The sequence below is a fragment of the Bartonella sp. AA74HLJMH genome, from assembly GCF_042197045.1.
Lineage (GTDB): Bacteria > Pseudomonadota > Alphaproteobacteria > Rhizobiales > Rhizobiaceae > Bartonella.
On sequence record NZ_JBHIRJ010000001.1, the window covers coordinates 304163 to 322074 of the forward strand.

At 34.8% G+C, this 17912-nt stretch carries 14 protein-coding genes; 10 read left to right on the forward strand and 4 right to left on the reverse strand.

The window, feature by feature from the left end; translation table 11 throughout:
- Positions 1 to 46 precede the first annotated feature (46 nt).
- Positions 47 to 469 (forward strand): nucleoside-diphosphate kinase, encoded by a 423-nt coding sequence (gene ndk, locus ACFINH_RS01205; protein WP_375631747.1) that lies wholly within the window; start codon positions 47 to 49, stop codon positions 467 to 469.
- Positions 470 to 803: 334 nt separating this feature from the next.
- Here ndk and pgsA read toward each other — a convergent pair whose 3' ends face one another.
- The 3 genes from pgsA to ACFINH_RS01220 form a co-directional block, all read right to left on the reverse strand.
- Positions 804 to 1385: a CDP-diacylglycerol--glycerol-3-phosphate 3-phosphatidyltransferase gene (pgsA, locus tag ACFINH_RS01210; RefSeq protein WP_273723320.1), complete on the reverse strand. Its 582-nt coding sequence runs from the start codon at positions 1383 to 1385 to the stop codon at positions 804 to 806.
- Between the two features lie 72 nt (positions 1386 to 1457).
- Positions 1458 to 3437, reverse strand: a complete 1980-nt coding sequence (gene uvrC, locus ACFINH_RS01215) for an excinuclease ABC subunit UvrC (RefSeq protein WP_375631749.1) — start codon at positions 3435 to 3437, stop codon at positions 1458 to 1460.
- Positions 3438 to 3836: 399 nt separating this feature from the next.
- A complete protein-coding gene (locus ACFINH_RS01220) occupies positions 3837 to 4700 on the reverse strand; it encodes a 23S rRNA (adenine(2030)-N(6))-methyltransferase RlmJ (RefSeq protein WP_375631751.1) in 864 nt (287 codons plus the stop codon).
- A gap of 1602 nt (positions 4701 to 6302) precedes the next feature.
- On the opposite strand from ACFINH_RS01220, the gene tatA reads away from it, so the two are divergent.
- The 9 genes from tatA to ACFINH_RS01265 all read left to right on the forward strand — a co-directional run bounded on the left by tatA (position 6303) and on the right by ACFINH_RS01265 (position 15037).
- Complete coding sequence (gene tatA / locus ACFINH_RS01225; protein WP_375612915.1) at positions 6303 to 6605, forward strand: twin-arginine translocase TatA/TatE family subunit; 303 nt, start codon at positions 6303 to 6305, stop codon at positions 6603 to 6605.
- A gap of 55 nt (positions 6606 to 6660) precedes the next feature.
- On the forward strand, positions 6661 to 7065 hold the full coding sequence (locus tag ACFINH_RS01230; RefSeq protein WP_375631753.1) for a twin-arginine translocase subunit TatB: 405 nt from the start codon (positions 6661 to 6663) through the stop codon (positions 7063 to 7065).
- Positions 7062 to 7844, forward strand: a complete 783-nt coding sequence (gene tatC / locus ACFINH_RS01235) for a twin-arginine translocase subunit TatC (RefSeq protein ID WP_375631755.1) — start codon at positions 7062 to 7064, stop codon at positions 7842 to 7844. Before ACFINH_RS01230 ends, tatC begins: the two co-directional genes overlap by 4 nt.
- A gap of 61 nt (positions 7845 to 7905) precedes the next feature.
- Entirely contained in the window at positions 7906 to 9183 is a 1278-nt protein-coding gene (gene serS, locus ACFINH_RS01240) for a serine--tRNA ligase (RefSeq protein ID WP_375631757.1), read from the forward strand.
- Positions 9184 to 9316: 133 nt separating this feature from the next.
- The gene (locus ACFINH_RS01245; protein ID WP_273791164.1) at positions 9317 to 9976 is read left to right on the forward strand and encodes a protein-L-isoaspartate(D-aspartate) O-methyltransferase; all 660 of its coding nucleotides are present in this window, start codon (positions 9317 to 9319) and stop codon (positions 9974 to 9976) included.
- Positions 9977 to 10131: 155 nt separating this feature from the next.
- Positions 10132 to 11310 carry a peptidoglycan DD-metalloendopeptidase family protein gene (locus ACFINH_RS01250; protein ID WP_375631759.1) on the forward strand — a complete coding sequence of 393 codons (1179 nt, stop codon included), beginning with the start codon at positions 10132 to 10134 and terminating at the stop codon, positions 11308 to 11310.
- A gap of 687 nt (positions 11311 to 11997) precedes the next feature.
- A complete protein-coding gene (gene yajC / locus ACFINH_RS01255; protein ID WP_375631762.1) occupies positions 11998 to 12450 on the forward strand; it encodes a preprotein translocase subunit YajC in 453 nt (150 codons plus the stop codon).
- Between the two features lie 462 nt (positions 12451 to 12912).
- Entirely contained in the window at positions 12913 to 13299 is a 387-nt protein-coding gene (locus ACFINH_RS01260) for an Mth938-like domain-containing protein (protein WP_375611259.1), read from the forward strand.
- Positions 13300 to 14176: 877 nt separating this feature from the next.
- Positions 14177 to 15037 (forward strand): phytoene/squalene synthase family protein, encoded by an 861-nt coding sequence (locus ACFINH_RS01265; RefSeq protein ID WP_375631764.1) that lies wholly within the window; start codon positions 14177 to 14179, stop codon positions 15035 to 15037.
- Positions 15038 to 15948: 911 nt separating this feature from the next.
- Here ACFINH_RS01265 and ACFINH_RS01270 read toward each other — a convergent pair.
- A complete protein-coding gene (locus ACFINH_RS01270; RefSeq protein WP_375631766.1) occupies positions 15949 to 17838 on the reverse strand; it encodes a peptidyl-prolyl cis-trans isomerase in 1890 nt (629 codons plus the stop codon).
- Positions 17839 to 17912: the final 74 nt, after the last annotated feature.

The following is a 17912-nucleotide window of genomic DNA, read 5'->3' on the forward strand; positions in this document are numbered from 1 at the left end:
TATAGAAATGGCTAGAGAATATTATAAATGAAATAAAGGTGGTTAAATGGCTTTAGAGCGTACTTTTTCGATGATTAAACCAGACGCAACCCGTCGTAATTTGACTGGCGCAATTACTAAAATGCTTGAGGATGCGGAGCTACGTGTTATTGCGTCTAAACGTGTCTGGATGAGCAAACGTGAGGCTGAAAAATTTTATGCTGTTCATAAAGAACGTCCTTTTTTTAGTGAATTGGTTGAATTCATGTCTTCTGGTCCAACTGTTGTACAAGTTTTGGAAGGTGAAAATGCAATAGCTAAAAACCGTGAAGTAATGGGGGCTACGAATCCTAGTGATGCAGAAGAAGGGACAATTCGTAAGGTTCATGCTTTATCGATTGGCGAAAATTCTGTCCATGGATCCGATAGTGCTGAAACGGCAAAAACAGAAATCGCCTTTTGGTTTTCTGAGGCAGAAATTGTTGGTTAATAAAGCGTTTATAATAATAAAGCGTATATAAGAAGCAAAAATCCGAAACACTATGTTTCGGTTTTTTGCTTATAAGATTATAGATTTTTTTGAAAGCATATGAAGCATTAATCGTTTTTTTAGCTTTTAATATTGCAGCTGCTTTTACGAAAATATAAAGCCTATTTACTCTTTTCTGAAGAGTTTTTATCTACACGCTACCCTTACTTGTAATGTGCAAAAAAGTGTTTTAATGATCTATCATTAATAGATTTAAAATAAATCAATCTTATGCTATTCTCATCTCTTATTTAAGTACAAAAAGATAAATCACCATTATAAAATTCCATATGATTCATAGGATAACGTGTTTTAAACCTGCACGAAAATAATCCCACCCTGTCCACAATGTAAGGAGGGCAGAAATCCACAACATAGTAATGCCAAACTCTACTGTGTAAGGGAAAATTTTATTACCGGCTGGTCCAGCTAAAAGAAATACAATAGCGATCATCTGTACAAAAGTTTTCCATTTTGCAAGACGAGAGACAGGAACACTAACTTTTAACTCAGCCAAATATTCACGTAATCCTGATACAAGAATTTCTCTGCAAAGAATGATAATAGCTGCCCATAGTGTCCACCCAGCGATGGTACTGTCTGCGGCAAGCAAGAGCAAACAAGCAGAGACGAGAAGTTTATCGGCAATTGGATCTAACATGCGACCAATATTGGATGTTTGTTCCCAAATACGAGCAAGGTAACCGTCAAGAAAGTCAGTAATGGATGCAACGATAAAAATGGAAACAGCAATCCAGCGAGTGATATCACTTGATTGTAGCCGCCCTTCTAAAAAAAAGCATGCAACAACCATTGGGACTGCAACAATTCGTGCATAAGTTAAAATATTTGGAAAAGAAAAAGTATGATTTTTCATGGAGCCATTTTTAATTCTTGTGAAAGAGAATATATTTCCTTAACGTAACAAGGAGAAGGTTATGAAACAAGCTTATTTTTCATGAAAATGGTTATGAATTTTTTGTGCAATTGTCATAGAAATTCCCGTAACTTTTTTTAAATCTTCAAATGAGGCACTAGCAACAGCTTTGGCACTTCCAAAATGATGAAGCAATGCACGCTTTCTTGTCGGACCAATATTTTCGATTTCATCAAGTGGGTTTTTGAATGTTGCTTTCTTTCGTTTTATCCTATGAGTTCCAATCGCAAAACGGTGTGCTTCATCACGCAGACGTTGCAAAAAATAGAGGATAGGATCACGTGGAGGAAGTGTAAAGGGGGGAATACCTTTTATAAAAAATCGTTCACGTCCCGCATGACGGTCAACACCTTTGGCGATTCCAACAACTGTGAAGAGATCATTTAATTGTAATTCAGCAAGTATTGCATGTACGCTGTTGATTTGTCCTTCACCACCATCGATTAAGATAAGGTCAGGCCAAATGGGAAAAAGATCATCATCTTTTATGTCATGACTTCTATTTGGCAGATCATACTCTTTGATAAGGCGTGAAAATCTTCGTTTAATCACTTCTTTCATCATGCCAAAATCATCGCCAGGCGTGATATCTGTTGAGCGAATGTTGAATTTTCGATATTGATTTTTAATAAATCCCATTTGACCAGCAACAATCATAGCCCCTACAGCATTTGTTCCCATGATATGAGAATTGTCATAGACTTCTATCCGGCGTGGAGGAACAGGTAGTTGGAATGTTTTAGCAAGACCTTGAAGCAATTTTGTATAGGTGGCTGTTTCAGAAAGCTTATGTTCAAGTGCTTCATGAGCATTGAGATAGGCACGATTAACAAGAGTTTTCCGTTCACCTTGTTTGGGTAAAGAGAGGGATACTTTGTGGTTTGCTTTGAGACTAAATGCTTCTGTAAGAAGTGCCTTTTCTTCAATTTCTTCAGATAAAAGGATGCTTTTGGGAAGTGGTTTATCATCGTAAAATTGGGCAAGAAAACTCGCTAAAATTTCAGTACGGGAAAAAGAGGGATCTGCTTTAGGAAAATAGGCACGGTTTCCCCAATTTTGCCCCATGCGAAAAAAGAACACTTGAATACAGGTCATTCCTTCTTTTTGCGCAATTGCAAATACATCCGCTTCTTTTATCGTTTGAGGATTAATACCTTGATGGCTTTGTATGTGAGAAAGGGCTGATAAGCGGTCACGATAGGAAGCTGCTTGTTCAAAATCAAGATTTTCTGCGGCTTTATGCATAGCTTGAACCATATCGCTTTTAATAGATTGATCTTTTCCCGAAAGGAACGCTTTTGCTCCTTTCACCAGTTCTTTATAATCACTGTCACTAATTTCATGAGTACAAGGTGCAGAACATCGCTTAATTTGATAAAGCAAACAGGGGCGTGTACGGTTTTCAAAAACTGAATCAGTACAGGTTCGTAATAAAAAGGCGCGTTGTAAAACATGAACTGTTTGTGTCACTGCACCAGCAGAAGCAAAAGGACCAAAATAGTGAGCTTTTCGTGTTCGAGCACCACGATGTTTGTAAAGTGCAGGCGCTCGATGATCATCTGTAATCATAATATAAGGAAAACTTTTATCATCACGCAGGAGTACATTAAAATGTGGATGCAATCTTTTGATGAGATTGGCTTCTAAAAGGAGTGCTTCTGTTTCTGTATGGGTGACGATAAATTCCATATGATATGTTGCACGAATCATCCGGGTAATACGATTATTGTGTCCTTGTTCACGTGTATAGTTTGAAACACGTTTTTTGAGATTACGGGCTTTGCCAACATAAAGAATATCACCATTTTCACCAATCATCCGGTAAACCCCTGGCTTATGCGGAAGGTGTCTAACAAACTCTTGTATGAATTTGATACCTTGGAATTGATTTTTCTCATTGCTTTGATTGGCATTATGCCATGTAATATTAGAGAGAAAAGAAAGTTTTTCCCGTTCATTTTGCGGACAATTTGTATTATTTTTCAGGACCATTCCGTTTGTTACGAATATGTTGTTTGTTTAATATATGAAATATTCTTTTTTATTAAATAATGATTATTTATGTCTTTATAATTTTTTTCTATAAATAATATCTTATAACATAAGAGTATGATTTTAGAGAGCCGATCTTTCATAAAAAATATGAGAGTTGTTATTCTAAGACAGCTTTATGAATTTGCCCAATTTATCCATTAAAATGATTGAAATAAGAAATCCATGATGATTAAGAGGATAGACTTTCTAAAAGGAAAAAAATTAATTCACGCTGATCGTTATTAGCTTACCATTATAATATGTTGGTATTATCCAAAGAATCAAAGAACTTTATCATTTAATGCCTTTGTATTTTACAACATGATATTTGATTTAGAAAAAATATCAGAGAAAGATCTAACATAACAGATGTTCTTTTTGAAGCCACTTATGCGTTATTTGGGCATTTTCATCTTGTCCCAGACGGTTGATAAGAAAGGGGCTGAGTTTTTTCATTTCTTCTTCCAAAAGGTAGGGAGGGTTAATAATAATCATACCACTTCCATTCATTGTCGGTGGACTTGAACTTTTTCGGATACGCATTTCAAGCTGTAGAATCTTAGGAATTCCGGTTTGATAAAGCGCGTGAAGAAAACTTTCAATTTCTTTGTCATATTTAACAGGATACCATAAAGCGTAGATTCCTCCAGAAAAGCGACGATAGGCTTTCGTTAATCCATCAATAAGGCGGGAAAACTCTCCAGTTTTTTCAAAGGGAGGGTCAACAAGGATAAACCCACGTTTTTCTTTTGGTGGTACATGAGCATTTAAGGAAAGCCAACCATCTAAATGCAGAACTTTTGTTTGATAATCTCCTGCAAAGTTTTTTGCTAAAATATGATAATCTTCATTGTGCAATTCTATTGCGGTGAGGCGATCTTGTTTCCGTAATAATTGACGAATAAGAACAGGAGATCCAGGATAAAATACAATTTCTTTTTCCCCTTTATTGAGGGCATCAATGATATCACACCATGGACAAAGGAGTGTTCTTAAATCTTCTGGGATAGGAGTTGAAAAAAGTCGTTGGACACCTTCGCGCCACTCTCCTGTTTTATGTGCTTCTAAAGAAGAAAGGTCATAAATACCGATTCCAGCATGCGTATCTATAACGCGAAAAGCTTTTTCTTTGCGTTTGAGATATTCTACAATGCGAGTGACAATAATGTGTTTAAAAACATCAGCAAAATTGCCAGCATGATAAATATGCCGATAATTCATGGAGTAAACTCTACCATATGTATAACTGTACCGGATTATTAGCATAGAATAATAGAATTGATATCCATAAAAATACTCTTGTAGAAATCAAACAATACCCTCACTCCCACATTATACACTACAGAAAAAATATTAATGTCATCAGAGCATTTATTCACAGAGCTATTTTTATATAATGAGATTAATCGTTAAAATTTTAATTTTTTATATGAAAGATAGACAAGAAGAGATCAAACATTTCAATAGAGATATTTATGTTGTAAGAGATTTTTCTTTATGATCGCGGACTCTTCCAGGAAGACTATAAAAAACACTCAATTAACGAGAATATTAGTGAAGTTTGTTGAAAAATTGAAGGGTATCTTTCAAATGCTTGATAAAAACATTGTTACATTTATAAGTTTTTTAGCAAGCGTAAAATTATGGATAGAGCAATAAATTGCTGGTGTTATAGTGATAGATTTTTGTAAAAGTGTGAATGAATTTCATTGTTTTAAGCGGAGCCGAAGCTTTACATTATACACGCTAAATAGCTAGGTTATTGTGTATGATGCTAAAATAAAACTTTTGAAAATTGATATGTGCTCTGCAAGCTATCTCAATCAAAATGAGGAATTTTAAACTAAAGTAAATAGGTTTATCTATCTCTAACACTGTATTATCGAGCGGCTTTATGAGGTAATCTTATAAAAAAGGCTAGGATAAGAAATTCTTTTTATATGGATTATGCTTCTATACCATGCTTTTGATTGAATGTAATTTTCTATTCATGCCCATTCTGTTTTCAATACTGAGATAGGTTAAACACATGATATTATGAGAACGCATGCCCAGAATCCGGAGACGTGTAATAGTTAGAGCATGCCGTGGCTTAGAGAGCTGGTTATATGGAGGTATTTTACTGAATAAAGGCACAAGCTGGTACCTTTTTTATTTTTTAGCAGTATTGCCATACCTCTTGGCACTTGAGTTGGTTCATAAAGTGCATTTTTACTCTTTTCGCTAATAGTTTTTATTTACACGACAGATATTTAATTGAATGCGATGATGGCTCATATTTCGTATTGTATATGGAATAATGGATGATAAAATTCCTACCCCAACGCAAAGAATAAATGTTGTGCGTAAGATGATAGTTTTTGAAGAGACTGATGATGTGTTAAGAAAGTTTTTTAGAGATTTTTCTTTCTGAATTTTTTAATTGAATACGTAAAGTGTTTTACAACATGTTATGATCTTTATCAGTAAAGGATAATTTGACGGAAATGTTTGTAATGATACGTAAAACATTGTGTAAAAGGAAAGACATTGGCTATAGTATTTACAGGAAGATGAGTAACCTAAGAGATCAGATGAAGTTATGTTAGAAAAGTTTTTAAGTGTTTTGAACTTTGTATGAAGTGGTTTATCATTTTTGAATGGTTTGTGTTATAATACGCTAAAAAAGGATGAGAGGATAAAAAGTTCTTTTTGCAATAAAAGCGTGTAATTGCTTTTAAGTTAAGAAGAAAATATATAAGTAAGATATTATATTTGATACCTCCTTCAGAGGAAGCATGAATAAATGAAATCAAATTTAAAAGCATAAAGTTAGAGAGAATAATGGGTAATATTTTTTCACCAACGCATTTAATTATAATTTTATTGATTATCTTTGTGCTTTTCGGTCGCGGTAAAATTTCTGAATTAATGGGCGATGTTGCTAAAGGAATTAAAGCCTTCAAAAAAAATATGAAAGAAGAAGATGATAGCATTGAGGATAAAGTTGAAATGGCTCCTACTTCCCAAATGATTGATGTAGAATCTCAACAATCTCAGCCGTTATCGGTAAAACATGCAACAGCGCGCAGAAAGGTTTCTTCTGCTTCTAAAAAAAGCAAAACATCTGTTGCTAAAAAACAGTAACAAAAACGCAATCATCATTGTGCAATATTTTTTGATGAGAAAGTCGAATTAAGAGATGTTTGGGATTGACGGACCAGAGTTTATCGTAATCTTACTTGTTCTCATCATTGTCGTTGGACCAAAAGATTTACCTAAAATATTAAAGACAGTAGCAAAGATAAGAGCGTATGTGTATTCAACAGCAAATGAACTTCGTCATCAGTTTGATGATGTAATAAAACAAATCGAGCGCGATAATTTGCAAAAAGTATGTTCGGATATTAGCGATTCAAGCAAGAAGTTGACAGAGACTTTTGATCCCATTCAAAATACATTAGAAGATATCCACGATAATTTGGATGTTAAGGCAACACACCATAAATCAAAAAAAGATAAAGAAATTTTGGAATGCGATCAAAACGTAACCAATAAAGATACGACAGTATCTATTGCTTCTAAAGATAAAGAAGATATGTCATGAATGCTAAGAAAAATGAAGTTGATGCTAATATGGCTCCACTTTTAGAACATTTAATTGAACTTCGTCAGCGAATTATTGCTGCCTTGGTTGCATTTATGATCGCTTTTATGATGTGTTTTCTTGTTAAAGATTATATCTTAAATTTTTTACTATGGCCATATCAGTGGGCAATGAAAATAGCAGGGGGTAATCCTGAGGGTATTCGTTTGCAATCAACGCAAGTATGGGAAACTTTTTTAACGAAGATGAAGCTTTCTGCTTTTGGGGGAATTATTTTATCTTTTCCCTATACGGCTTTTCAGTTTTATAGTTTTATTGCACCAGGGCTTTATAAAAATGAGCGGATGGCTTTTTTACCATTTCTCATTGGGGGGCCTATTTTATTTTGTATTGGGGGAGCGTTTGTTTATGGTCTATTAGCGCCAATAATACTATGGTTTAGCCTTTCTCAACAATTTCTTCCAGATGTTCATTTAAAAATAGAGTTTATAGTGCGTATTTCTGATTATTTGGGCTTTATGACATCATTTATCCTAATTTTTGGTTTGATTTTTCAATTACCTCTTGTCATCAGTCTTTTAACAAAAATTGGATTTTTAACGTCTCATGATTTGGCGTCTAAACGAAAATGGGCTATTTTGCTCTCTTTTATTATTGCGGCAATCATAACGCCGTCGGATTTTTTTACGATGTTTGCAGTGGCTTTACCAACGATAGCACTTTACGAGATTTCAATTTTAATTGCTTACAGTATAGAAAAGAGAAGAAAATCCGCTTAAGAAAAGTGTATAATCTTATGCGATAAGGAATGAATAAAAACAATATAAATGAGGAATTTTTATGCTTGATATTAAGTGGATTCGTGACAATCCTGAGAAATTAGATAAAGCACTCGTAAGTAGAGGTCTTGAGCCACAAGCTGAAAGGTTAATACAACTTGATCTTGCACGTCGCTCGCATATTGCTAAGGTGCAATTGGCGCAGGAACGTCGCAATGCTGTTTCAAAGGAAATAGGACAGGCTTTAGCGGTATCGGATCAGCAAATGGCTGAACGTCTTAGAGCTGAAGTTGAAGAGATTAAAGCTTTTCTTTCCTCTGCAACAGTGGAAGAAAAACAGCTGACGGAGAGTCTTGAGAAAATTCTTTCAGCACTTCCAAATATTCCATTAGATGATGTTCCAGAAGGTAAAGATGAAAGTGATAATGTCGTCATTCGACATTTTGGTACACCTCCAACATTTAATTTTACACCAAAGGAACATTTTGATCTTGGTCAAGATCTCAAGCAGATGAATTTTGAACGAGCTAGTCGTTTGTCTGGAACACGTTTTACAGTACTTTCAGGGGCATTAGCACGGCTAGAACGAGCATTAGGCCAGTTTATGCTTGATGTGCATGTCAATGAGAATGGTTACACAGAAGTCTCAATACCTCTTCTTGTTCGTGATGAGATTGTTTACGGAGCAGCACAATTACCGAAATTTGCTGAAGACCTTTTTCGTACAACAGATGGTCGATGGCTTATTTCCACAGCAGAAGTGCCATTAACCAATTTGGTCAACGATGAAATTCTTGAAATATCAGATTTACCACTGCGATTTTCTTCTTTATCTCCCTGTTTTCGTTCAGAGGCGGGAGCAGCCGGTCGTGATACGCGCGGTATGTTGCGTCAGCATCAATTTTGGAAAGTTGAAATGGTCTCGATTACCAGTGAAGAGCAGTCTTTAATTGAATTAGAACGTATGACGGAATGTGCAGAAGATATATTAAAGCGGCTTGGTTTGCCTTTTCGCACAGTGGTTCTTTCTACGGGTGATATGGGGTTTGCAGCGCGTAAAACCTATGACATCGAGGTTTGGCTTCCTGGTCAAGAATGTTATCGTGAAATTTCTAGCTGTTCAGTTTGTGGAGATTTTCAAGGTCGCCGTATGAATGCGCGCTATCGTAAAGAAGGCGATAAAAAATTGCATTTTGTTCATAGCCTTAATGGTTCTGGTACGGCTGTTGGACGTTGTCTTATTGCCGTACTTGAAAATTATCAACAGGCTGATGGATCAATTATTATTCCAGATGTTTTACAACCTTATATGGGAGGAATGCGCTGTATTACTGCTTAATTTTACGAAAGGAGAGACAATATGCGTTTATTGCCAAGAGGTGATGATACACAGACGCAAGTTTTTGCCATTTTAAAAGAAGCAGTTTGTCAGTATGATAAAAGTGTACCTCCATTGGAGATTGAATGATACTATGGGGCAAAAGGGTATTTTACAATTTCGTGAGGAGTTAGCCGCTCTTGTACTGAAAATGCGTAGCAAAGGCATTGATGACGTGCGATTTTTTTCGGCATTAGAGAAAATTCCGCGTCAACAGTTTGTTGCTGCTCCTTGGTTCAATAGTGCTTATGATAATAAAGTTATTCCCCTTGAGTGCGGTGAATATATGGAACGTTTGGAAGAGCAACTCTTAATTCTTTCGGCATTATCGTTGAAAAAAAGGCATCGTGTCTTAGAAATTGGTACAGGATCTGGTTTTTGTACTGCTCTTATGGCATGTCTGAGTGACCGCGTGACAACGATTGATCGTTATAAAACGCTTGTTGATTTAGCACGCCAAAAATTTCAAACTTTAGGAATTGAAAATATTGTTATAAGGCAGATTGATGGAAGTCATAGTGTGACAGGCTTAGGATCATTTGATCGCATTCTTATTTGGCCATCACGTTTTGATGAACCAAAGGAATTTTTAGAACTTTTAGCTGAAAATGGAATTCTCATTCAGGCGATAGGACCTGACGAAGGGGTACAAACGGTGACGCGCTATACAAAAATTGGTAGTCGATTTGAGTGTTTAGAACTGTTCCAAGTGCGTTACCAACCTTTTATTAAAGGCATTGCGGAGATACTTTAATTTTTAAAAGCTAAGAAGTTTCTGCAAATTGTCTACGTTAAATTCATTTTGATCTTATATAAAGATATTTATGAATAAAACATCTTATTTTAACTCTTCGGTAATTTAAAAAAGCTTTAATGGAGTGAGTTGATTATTGATGAGTGAGCAAAACGATGTATCTAAAAGCTTTGGATAATATTTTCCAGCATAATTTTCAGAGAATAACTTTGTTAGCGGTGGTAACTATTGTTGCTGGTTGTAGTTCTGGTACACAGCGTTTTTCCAATACGTTCTCTCATCGTACGGTATCATCTCAATCAAATATATCAAGCACTATGTATACAGACCCGCGAATGCTATCATACGGTAGTGGTATGATACAAAGCACTGAATTGCCACCTGTGGAATCAAGCGATGATTCGTGGGGAGATGATAATTCCCCCTATAATTTTCCACATCAAGATAGGATAACTTCTTCTGATGGTCGCGTTATGGGCTCCCCTCCACGTAATCTTGGAACACTTTCTCGTTCACAAATGGATAAATCTCCTATTTTTCGGCGGAATTCTTATATTGTCCAGAGTGGAGATACACTGCTCAGTATTGCACGACAAGTAGGGGTTAGTGTTGAGGCATTAAAATTAGCAAATGGTATAAACAGCAATTCCATTTATATCGGTCAGGTCCTTGTTGTTCCAAGCAGGCGTACATTAGCAGCTTCAAATGCACACAATAATAACGATTGGGCAGTGTCAACAACAGAATCTGCATCCCAATCTGTGATGTCCTCTATAAAAAACAAGAAGTCCTCTCCTATATATAAAGCTCCTGTAACAACGCCACCCTCTGCAAAGATGAACAAATCAAGTTCTGAGAAAAATTTTTCTAAACAGATGACGCAATTGAAACATGAGACTGGTTTGTCAAGTACTGTTACGAATACAGATAATATGACGACTCCGCAAGCCACAGGAATTTCTAAGATGCGTTGGCCAGTACGAGGGCGTTTATTAAGCCAGTTCGGTCAAAAAAAGGGAACAGTAATGAATCGAGGAATAGATATTGCAGTGCCTGAAGGGTCTTCGGTAAAGGCGGCAGAAAATGGTGTGGTTATTTATGCGGGAGATGGATTAAAAGAGCTTGGTAATGTTGTGATGATTCGACATGAAAATGATATTATCACTATTTATGGATGTAATAGTAAGCTTGTTGTTAACAAAGGACAAAGGATAAGACGCGGTGATGAGATTGCTAAATCTGGTGTTTCAGGAAATGTTAAAACGCCACGTGTCTATTTTGAGATGCGTAAGAATTCATTACCTGTTGATCCCCTTAAATATTTAGAAAACTAATTTATTGATGACGTTTACATTTGAATAGTCTTACAGTTTATAGAAAATTCATGAAAAATAATTGATTTTCTTAAATCAATGACATTGCAGCAAAAAATCATTGGTTTTAGGAAAGTAGTTCGTTGGGGTCGGTAGATATTACCATTTTTGTATTTATGAAAGTGTAAGACAATAGTATCATACTATTTGTCAGCTTTGAGTGTTTCAATTGCTCTTGCATTTGAGAGAAGCATGAAAAAAGATATTTTCACGCCTTTCTTAAAAAGTTTTTATCTACAGGCTCATTTCATATGTGTGACGTGCAAGACAATCGTTTTGATTAATTCAGAAGATTTGAAATGAGAGCATTTTATTGTATTTAGATCTGTCGTTCGATATCAAAAACGATAAATTATCTATATAAATTAAAGTTTGTTCATTAGAAAAATTATCTTGTATAATTTATTGAGTTAGTGAAAAGATTTATATTGTAGGATATACAATAGGGGAAAGTGAATCTATTTTTTAAGATTTTTCTCATTGTATTTTGGTATTCTGCCTCTTAAGGATTTATTGTATTTTTGTAAAGCTGTGATTAGATTATGTAGTTATTGCTTTTTATGATAAATTCTTTAGGAATTTTTTCTGTATCGGAATTTCATTTTAATAGAGTGGGAAATACCTGAGGTTTAACTATAGGAGATAAAAATGTTTATTACGAACGCTTATGCTCAAGTTGCAGGCGATGTTTCCAGTGGAATTTCATTTGCTAACGCTGTCCCATTCATTTTAATTTTTGCAATTATGTATTTTTTTATCATTCGTCCACAGCGTGCCCAAATGAAAAAACGCCAAGAAATGCTTAATGCAGTACGTCGTGGTGATACAGTTATAACGGGTGGTGGTATTATCGGCAAGGTTAAGAAGGTTCACGACGAGAGTGGTGAATTAGAGGTTGAAATTGGTGAGAGTATAAATATTCGTGTTATTCGCTCAACATTAGCTGATGTGCGCGTTAAAGGTGAGCCGATTGCAGAAAAAAAATCAAAACTTAATGCTAAAGCAAAAACACCACAAAAATCTAAATCTAAAACGACAACGAAAGAAGATATGAGTATCTCTGAAGAGAAAAAAGCTATATCAAAGGAAAATGCATCTTAAGGTGTAATGGCAGTTTATTACATTTTTTAAGCATTTTTATAAAAAGCTTGGCAAGATCAAGACAATTTCATTGAAAAAGAGGCTTTTATAGTGGCTACAGAAAATGGAGTTTTTGTTTTCTTTAGATTATTAAAATAGTTGTTTTATTTATAGAATATTACGCAATTTTTTTCTGTTTTTTAAACAAGATCATTGTTTTTATAAAAAGCAATTTGTGAGTAAATAAGCTGAGGAAACTTTTTAAAAGATAGATTTATTTAAGCAGGTATAGCATTTTACCGCGGTTTATTCCCAAATTTTCATATATTTGTTGTATGAGAAGATTAGGGCATTATATAAAAATTTTTACTTCAATACTAGGCTATGTTTAACATATCAATGTTTATATTAGCCTTATTTTAATTTTTATGATGAGAAGAAGCAAAGACAATTGGATTATTCAAAAATAAAAGGTGCATATTCATGTTCGATGCAATTCAAATTCGTGAAGCACATTTTCCAAGTCGCGCACCTATTGATGCTTATGGAAATGGTGGGTTTCGTTTTGCTGATATGTCTCATAGAGGTTCTATTATTTGTGTACCATCAGGTATTTATGGCATTGAGATGGCAGGGCCTGTTCCCACTCAAAGGGATATATCTCGTATTTTAGAAGAAGCTTCTGAAATCGAAGTTTTATTAATAGGTACTGGAATTGAATTATTACGATTACCTGAAGAGTTACGGGTGCTTTTATGGGAAAAACGTATTTCATCAGATACAATGAGTACGGGAGCGGCGGTGCGTACATTTAATGTTTTATTGGCTGAAGATCGCGCTGTTGCGGCGTTATTATTTGCGGTAGAATAGAGTATTGTTTAATAAAACAAAGGCTCTGGTCTAGCATGAAAGACTTGTGTGATTATTTTCTGCGCTGTAAAATACTGTCGTTTAAGGCGGTGATATAAGGGTATAGAATATACATAACTTAACACATTAAGTGTTTTTTAAATACAGCAGCAAGTATTCAGGACAAAGTTTGCTCATAGTTCCTAATGAATCACATGAGTGATCAGCTCTTGGGACTTAAGACAGTTCATAAGAGGCATTTTAATTCTTTCTTATACAGTTTTTACCTACAAGCCAGTTCCGCTTATGACGTGCAAGGGAATAGTTTTTATTGATGTAACATGGAATTGGTTTGAAATGAAAGCATATCTACGATATTTGGGATTCTAATTTAATATACAAAACACAAAATTATGATTATAAATCAATGCGTTTATAGTAACAGAAACGCACCGAGAGCAATTGGATTTTTTACAAATTGGTGTTGGTAAGAACCTTTGTCTTTTAGGATGGGGAGGAGGTCAATGATTGATGAAGTTTTTGTGATCAGTGCATTTTTTATAAAATAACATTGTCATCTATCCACTGAAAAAGTGTTTTGCGTTGTTTGTTGTTCAAGTTTTACTATGCATGTTACGATTGGTTTTTAGCTTTTTTATTGCAAATGAAAACTTGAAGTCCGATAAGATAAGTTTTATCAGAAAAATTATTTATTTAATTTTTTTCTTTCTAAAACGAAAAGGGATTAGAAAAGAAATTTTAATTCATAATACAGTTAAGAGACACATTTAAAAATCTTATTTTCTGAACTGTATTTGCTTATCCTTCATTTTTTAATATGAATAAAAAGAGGGTATTAATTTAATTGCTAAAAAAGGGACGTTAATAGGTTCATAGAATGATAGGCTCTCTTCCTTATTGTCTTGATATTTTACGTACCATAGATCGTGATCGCTATATATCGGTTTTATTTGCACCTAAAAAAAAGCGCCAAGCATTGGCTGCTCTTTATGTATTTAATGCTGAAGTTTCTCGTATCCGCGAAAGTGTACATGACCCACTCATAGGAGAAATACGGTTACGTTGGTGGTATGATGCTATTGCTCATGGTGAAATGCAAACGAGTGGAAACAATCCGATTTTGAATGATTTATTAAAAGCAATCACTCTTTTTAATTTACCTAAGACAGCTTTTTTACGTTATTGTGATGCGCAAATTTTAGATCTTTATCACAATCCAATAGAAACACTTCATGATCTAGAGCATTATTGTGGAGAGACAGCAGGCATAATTTTACAGCTTTCTTGTCAGATATTAGATCCTGAAACTGCACAAGAGTTTACAGATATCTATGAACATGGAGGGATTTCTCAAGGATTAAGCGGTGTATTGCGTCTTTTATCATTCATGCAATCACGATATCAATATTATTTACCCACTGATATATTAAAGGCTGTAGGAGTGAATAGGGAAGATTTGGAATCTCATCGTCTCAGCGATCAACAAAAGGGTTGTATTGTTGAAGCTATGGTAGCATTATCGCGCGATCATTATACCCAATTTTACCAGTATTCTTGTACTTTACCTAGAGTTCTTAAGCCAGCTTTTCTTCCATTGGTCATTGTACCAGCTTCTCTTCAAAAAGCTATACAGCTGGGGGCAGCAATTTTTCAAGAGAGTGCAACTTTGCCATTGATGTATCGCTATTGGTTGATAACAAGGGCAGCAATAAGCGGCAATTTTCCAAAGATATTGTAAAAAAATATTACTACGTTGGAATGCGTAACATGTAGACTGATTTTTTCATATGAAGATAAAAGGAGCTATTGTGATTCCAAACCATTTTTTGTTATAAAAAAGGTAGATGTTTTGGTTGTTATGAACACAGAAGAATAAGAAATTTTATGATCTTGAAAATACGCTGTATTTCTTCATCAGTAATATGTTTTATTCAGTGTATTGGATGGGTGAGATGCAGAGAAAGAAAAACATGAGATAAATCTTAATACATTGGTTTGTTTGATGAAGAACTTTTAAGTACTCTGAATGTATTGATTGTAGCTCATTTGCAAATGAAATAAAATTTCTATTTTATGAGAGAAGTTATCTTAGCAGTCTATAAGTCTATAAAAAACTCTTATTTTTGAGAAATTATAACATCATAATTGATGACTGTTATGATTGATGAATATATTGATTTATAATGATAATACGTTTTTTCTTATATTGAATGAGAGTCTTGAATAGAAAAAGATTTCTCCATTTTTATAATGAATTTTAAAAATAGTTTTTTTATCTATTATAAGTTGGATGTGTAAATGAAATCATTTAAGGAAGAAGCAATACGCTCCCTATGAATGAATATTAAGAGTAGCAATATAATGAGCTATGAATGAATGACGATAGGGATGATGTTTATAGCTCAATGGGCGGCAACCTTTACGACCTTTGGATGGATAATGTTTTTTAATGCATTGCAAAAACGATTCTACATTCCATTGACTATTTTCTCGCAAATCCATACATGCACTGTTTTGCGAGAAAATGAATCATTATACAAACGCTGATCCTAAGATATGCAGACAAGAAATCCGTCTTACCTCTTCAACTATAGACGAAGAGCTGATGAAAACTTTATCAATAAGTTCTTAAAATTATGCACAATCTTTTTATTGGAGAGCGTTAAAGATCTGATTATAATTTGTGCTATTAATTTCCAAAGGATGTTCTTTATTGGCAACTTGTAGCATTTCTAGCTTGAGATCTTCTCTTATCATCATATCTATATTGGCGCGGACCTCAGTTGAAAGATTATGAGACGTGATATCTTTAGGCATGGTTACAGTCTTTATTTGATAAATGATACGGTTTGTTGCAACCGGACCTTTTATGATGCCATAATGACCTTTGGGAGCGGAAAATAATGCTTTAATGCCTTCAACGCCAAGGGTTTCAGATGAGTCTTGACGCCGGAGGGTTGGTGTTGTTTGTTTTGTAACACCAAGGGTATGAGCAAGAGCAACAAGACTTTTTCCTTCCGTGAGCTGTTTGAGAGCATTTTGGGCTTTTTCATCAAGAAGACGTTGGATTTCCTCATTTTTCCATTGAGAAAGAACATCTAGCTTAGCCTCTTCAAGTGTCTTATCACGGGAAGGAATAATTTTATCGACCTTGTACCAGAGATATCCACCATTTTGAAAAGAGAGAGGATCAAGATCGACTCCTTCGTTTGATTGATAGATGGCATTCAGTAAAATATCTTTTTGAGGTAAATCCGTGAGTATTGCACCTTCAAGCGTTTTTCCCGTTTTATCAATAGTAATTGTGCGCAAAGATAACTTGTATTGGTCAGCTAACTCTTTGAGAGAAGCACCCTCAAAACGAGCATTTTCAATGGCAGCATAATTGTTACGGATATCATCAGTAGCACGATTTTTGGCAAGTATTTGGCGAATATTTTCTTCTACACTTTCAAAAGGAAGAGAGCTTGAAGGTTCAATATGCGTAACGCGAATGAGAACAGGTCCCTGTAAGTCATTTATCACAGGACTGACTTGGCCTTGTTGAAGTTCAAAAATTTCAGATGTCAGATGATTAGGAAGTTCGTTTTCTGCGAGAGGACCTTTTTTTATGTCATTAAGAGTCTTTTTTTCAGCTTTTACCAGTTCATCAAAACTCAATCCGTCAGCTATTTTTTTTGCTGCATTATCGGCTTCTTCGCGTGAGGGGAATCGCAGTTCTTCGAATGTACGCTTTTCAGGCGTTACAAAACGTGAAGCATTTTGTGTATAATAGGCTTTCGCCTCATCTGTTGAGATATCTTTAGGTTTTACAAAATCATTAAGTTCCATAGATAGCAAAGAGACAGTACGGTATTCTGGAGCACGAAATTGACTTTGATGTGTTTCAAACCATTTTTGTAATGTTTCGTAATCAGGATCAGCAATTGTTTTCTTTTCTTTTAGATCAATAACGAGATAATCAGCAATACGCATTTCTCCTTGATAAAGAGCAAGTGCTTTATAAAAGAGATTTGGTGCCTTCATATCAGAAAGTAAAGCAGCAATAAGCTGATTACGCTTTTCTTGTTTGGTGTAATAATTAAGAAAAGCACTTTCACTAATACGTAAATGCTGAAGATAGTTATAAAACAAGTTTTTATCAAAAGTGCCATTTACCTGGAACATCTTATCAGAACCAATCGTATGAGCTATTGTATCTTTTGAAAGACTTATTTTCATTTTACGTGCTTGTTCATCAAGCAGTACATTTTGTTGTAATTGATTAAATACAAAAGCAGGAATTTGGTATTGCTGCATTTCATTTGTTGTAAACATTCGTCCAAGATGAGCAGCATATGCTAAACGTGCGCTTTGATCGGCGAGTGCAAGACGATAATCATCGACAGTTACTGTGGACTTTCCAGAAGTAATAAGATCTCTTTCACTTTTTTTGTGTAACTGCGGTACCCCCCATAAAAGAATGAAGCATAAGAGTAAAATAGCAAGGAAAATTCTAAAAATCCAAGAATTTGTAGCATTTCTTATGATGTCAAGCATTGTTCAAGTCCATTTTTAATATGAGTTATTATCAAAGCTGTAATGGAATTTGCAATAAAGAGATGAAAGATGCA

Bases quoted from the DNA above. Each gene is read 5' to 3' on its own strand.
- ndk (WP_375631747.1), top strand. From the start codon at position 47: ATGGCTTTAGAGCGTACTTTTTCGATGATTAAACCAGACGCAACCCGT.
- pgsA (WP_273723320.1), bottom strand. From the start codon at position 1,385: ATGAAAAATCATACTTTTTCTTTTCCAAATATTTTAACTTATGCACGA.
- uvrC (WP_375631749.1), bottom strand. From the start codon at position 3,437: ATGGTCCTGAAAAATAATACAAATTGTCCGCAAAATGAACGGGAAAAA.
- ACFINH_RS01220 (WP_375631751.1), bottom strand. From the start codon at position 4,700: ATGAATTATCGGCATATTTATCATGCTGGCAATTTTGCTGATGTTTTT.
- tatA (WP_375612915.1), top strand. From the start codon at position 6,303: ATGGGTAATATTTTTTCACCAACGCATTTAATTATAATTTTATTGATT.
- ACFINH_RS01230 (WP_375631753.1), top strand. From the start codon at position 6,661: ATGTTTGGGATTGACGGACCAGAGTTTATCGTAATCTTACTTGTTCTC.
- tatC (WP_375631755.1), top strand. From the start codon at position 7,062: ATGAATGCTAAGAAAAATGAAGTTGATGCTAATATGGCTCCACTTTTA.
- serS (WP_375631757.1), top strand. From the start codon at position 7,906: ATGCTTGATATTAAGTGGATTCGTGACAATCCTGAGAAATTAGATAAA.
- ACFINH_RS01245 (WP_273791164.1), top strand. From the start codon at position 9,317: ATGGGGCAAAAGGGTATTTTACAATTTCGTGAGGAGTTAGCCGCTCTT.
- ACFINH_RS01250 (WP_375631759.1), top strand. From the start codon at position 10,132: ATGTATCTAAAAGCTTTGGATAATATTTTCCAGCATAATTTTCAGAGA.
- yajC (WP_375631762.1), top strand. From the start codon at position 11,998: ATGTTTATTACGAACGCTTATGCTCAAGTTGCAGGCGATGTTTCCAGT.
- ACFINH_RS01260 (WP_375611259.1), top strand. From the start codon at position 12,913: ATGTTCGATGCAATTCAAATTCGTGAAGCACATTTTCCAAGTCGCGCA.
- ACFINH_RS01265 (WP_375631764.1), top strand. From the start codon at position 14,177: ATGATAGGCTCTCTTCCTTATTGTCTTGATATTTTACGTACCATAGAT.
- ACFINH_RS01270 (WP_375631766.1), bottom strand. From the start codon at position 17,838: ATGCTTGACATCATAAGAAATGCTACAAATTCTTGGATTTTTAGAATT.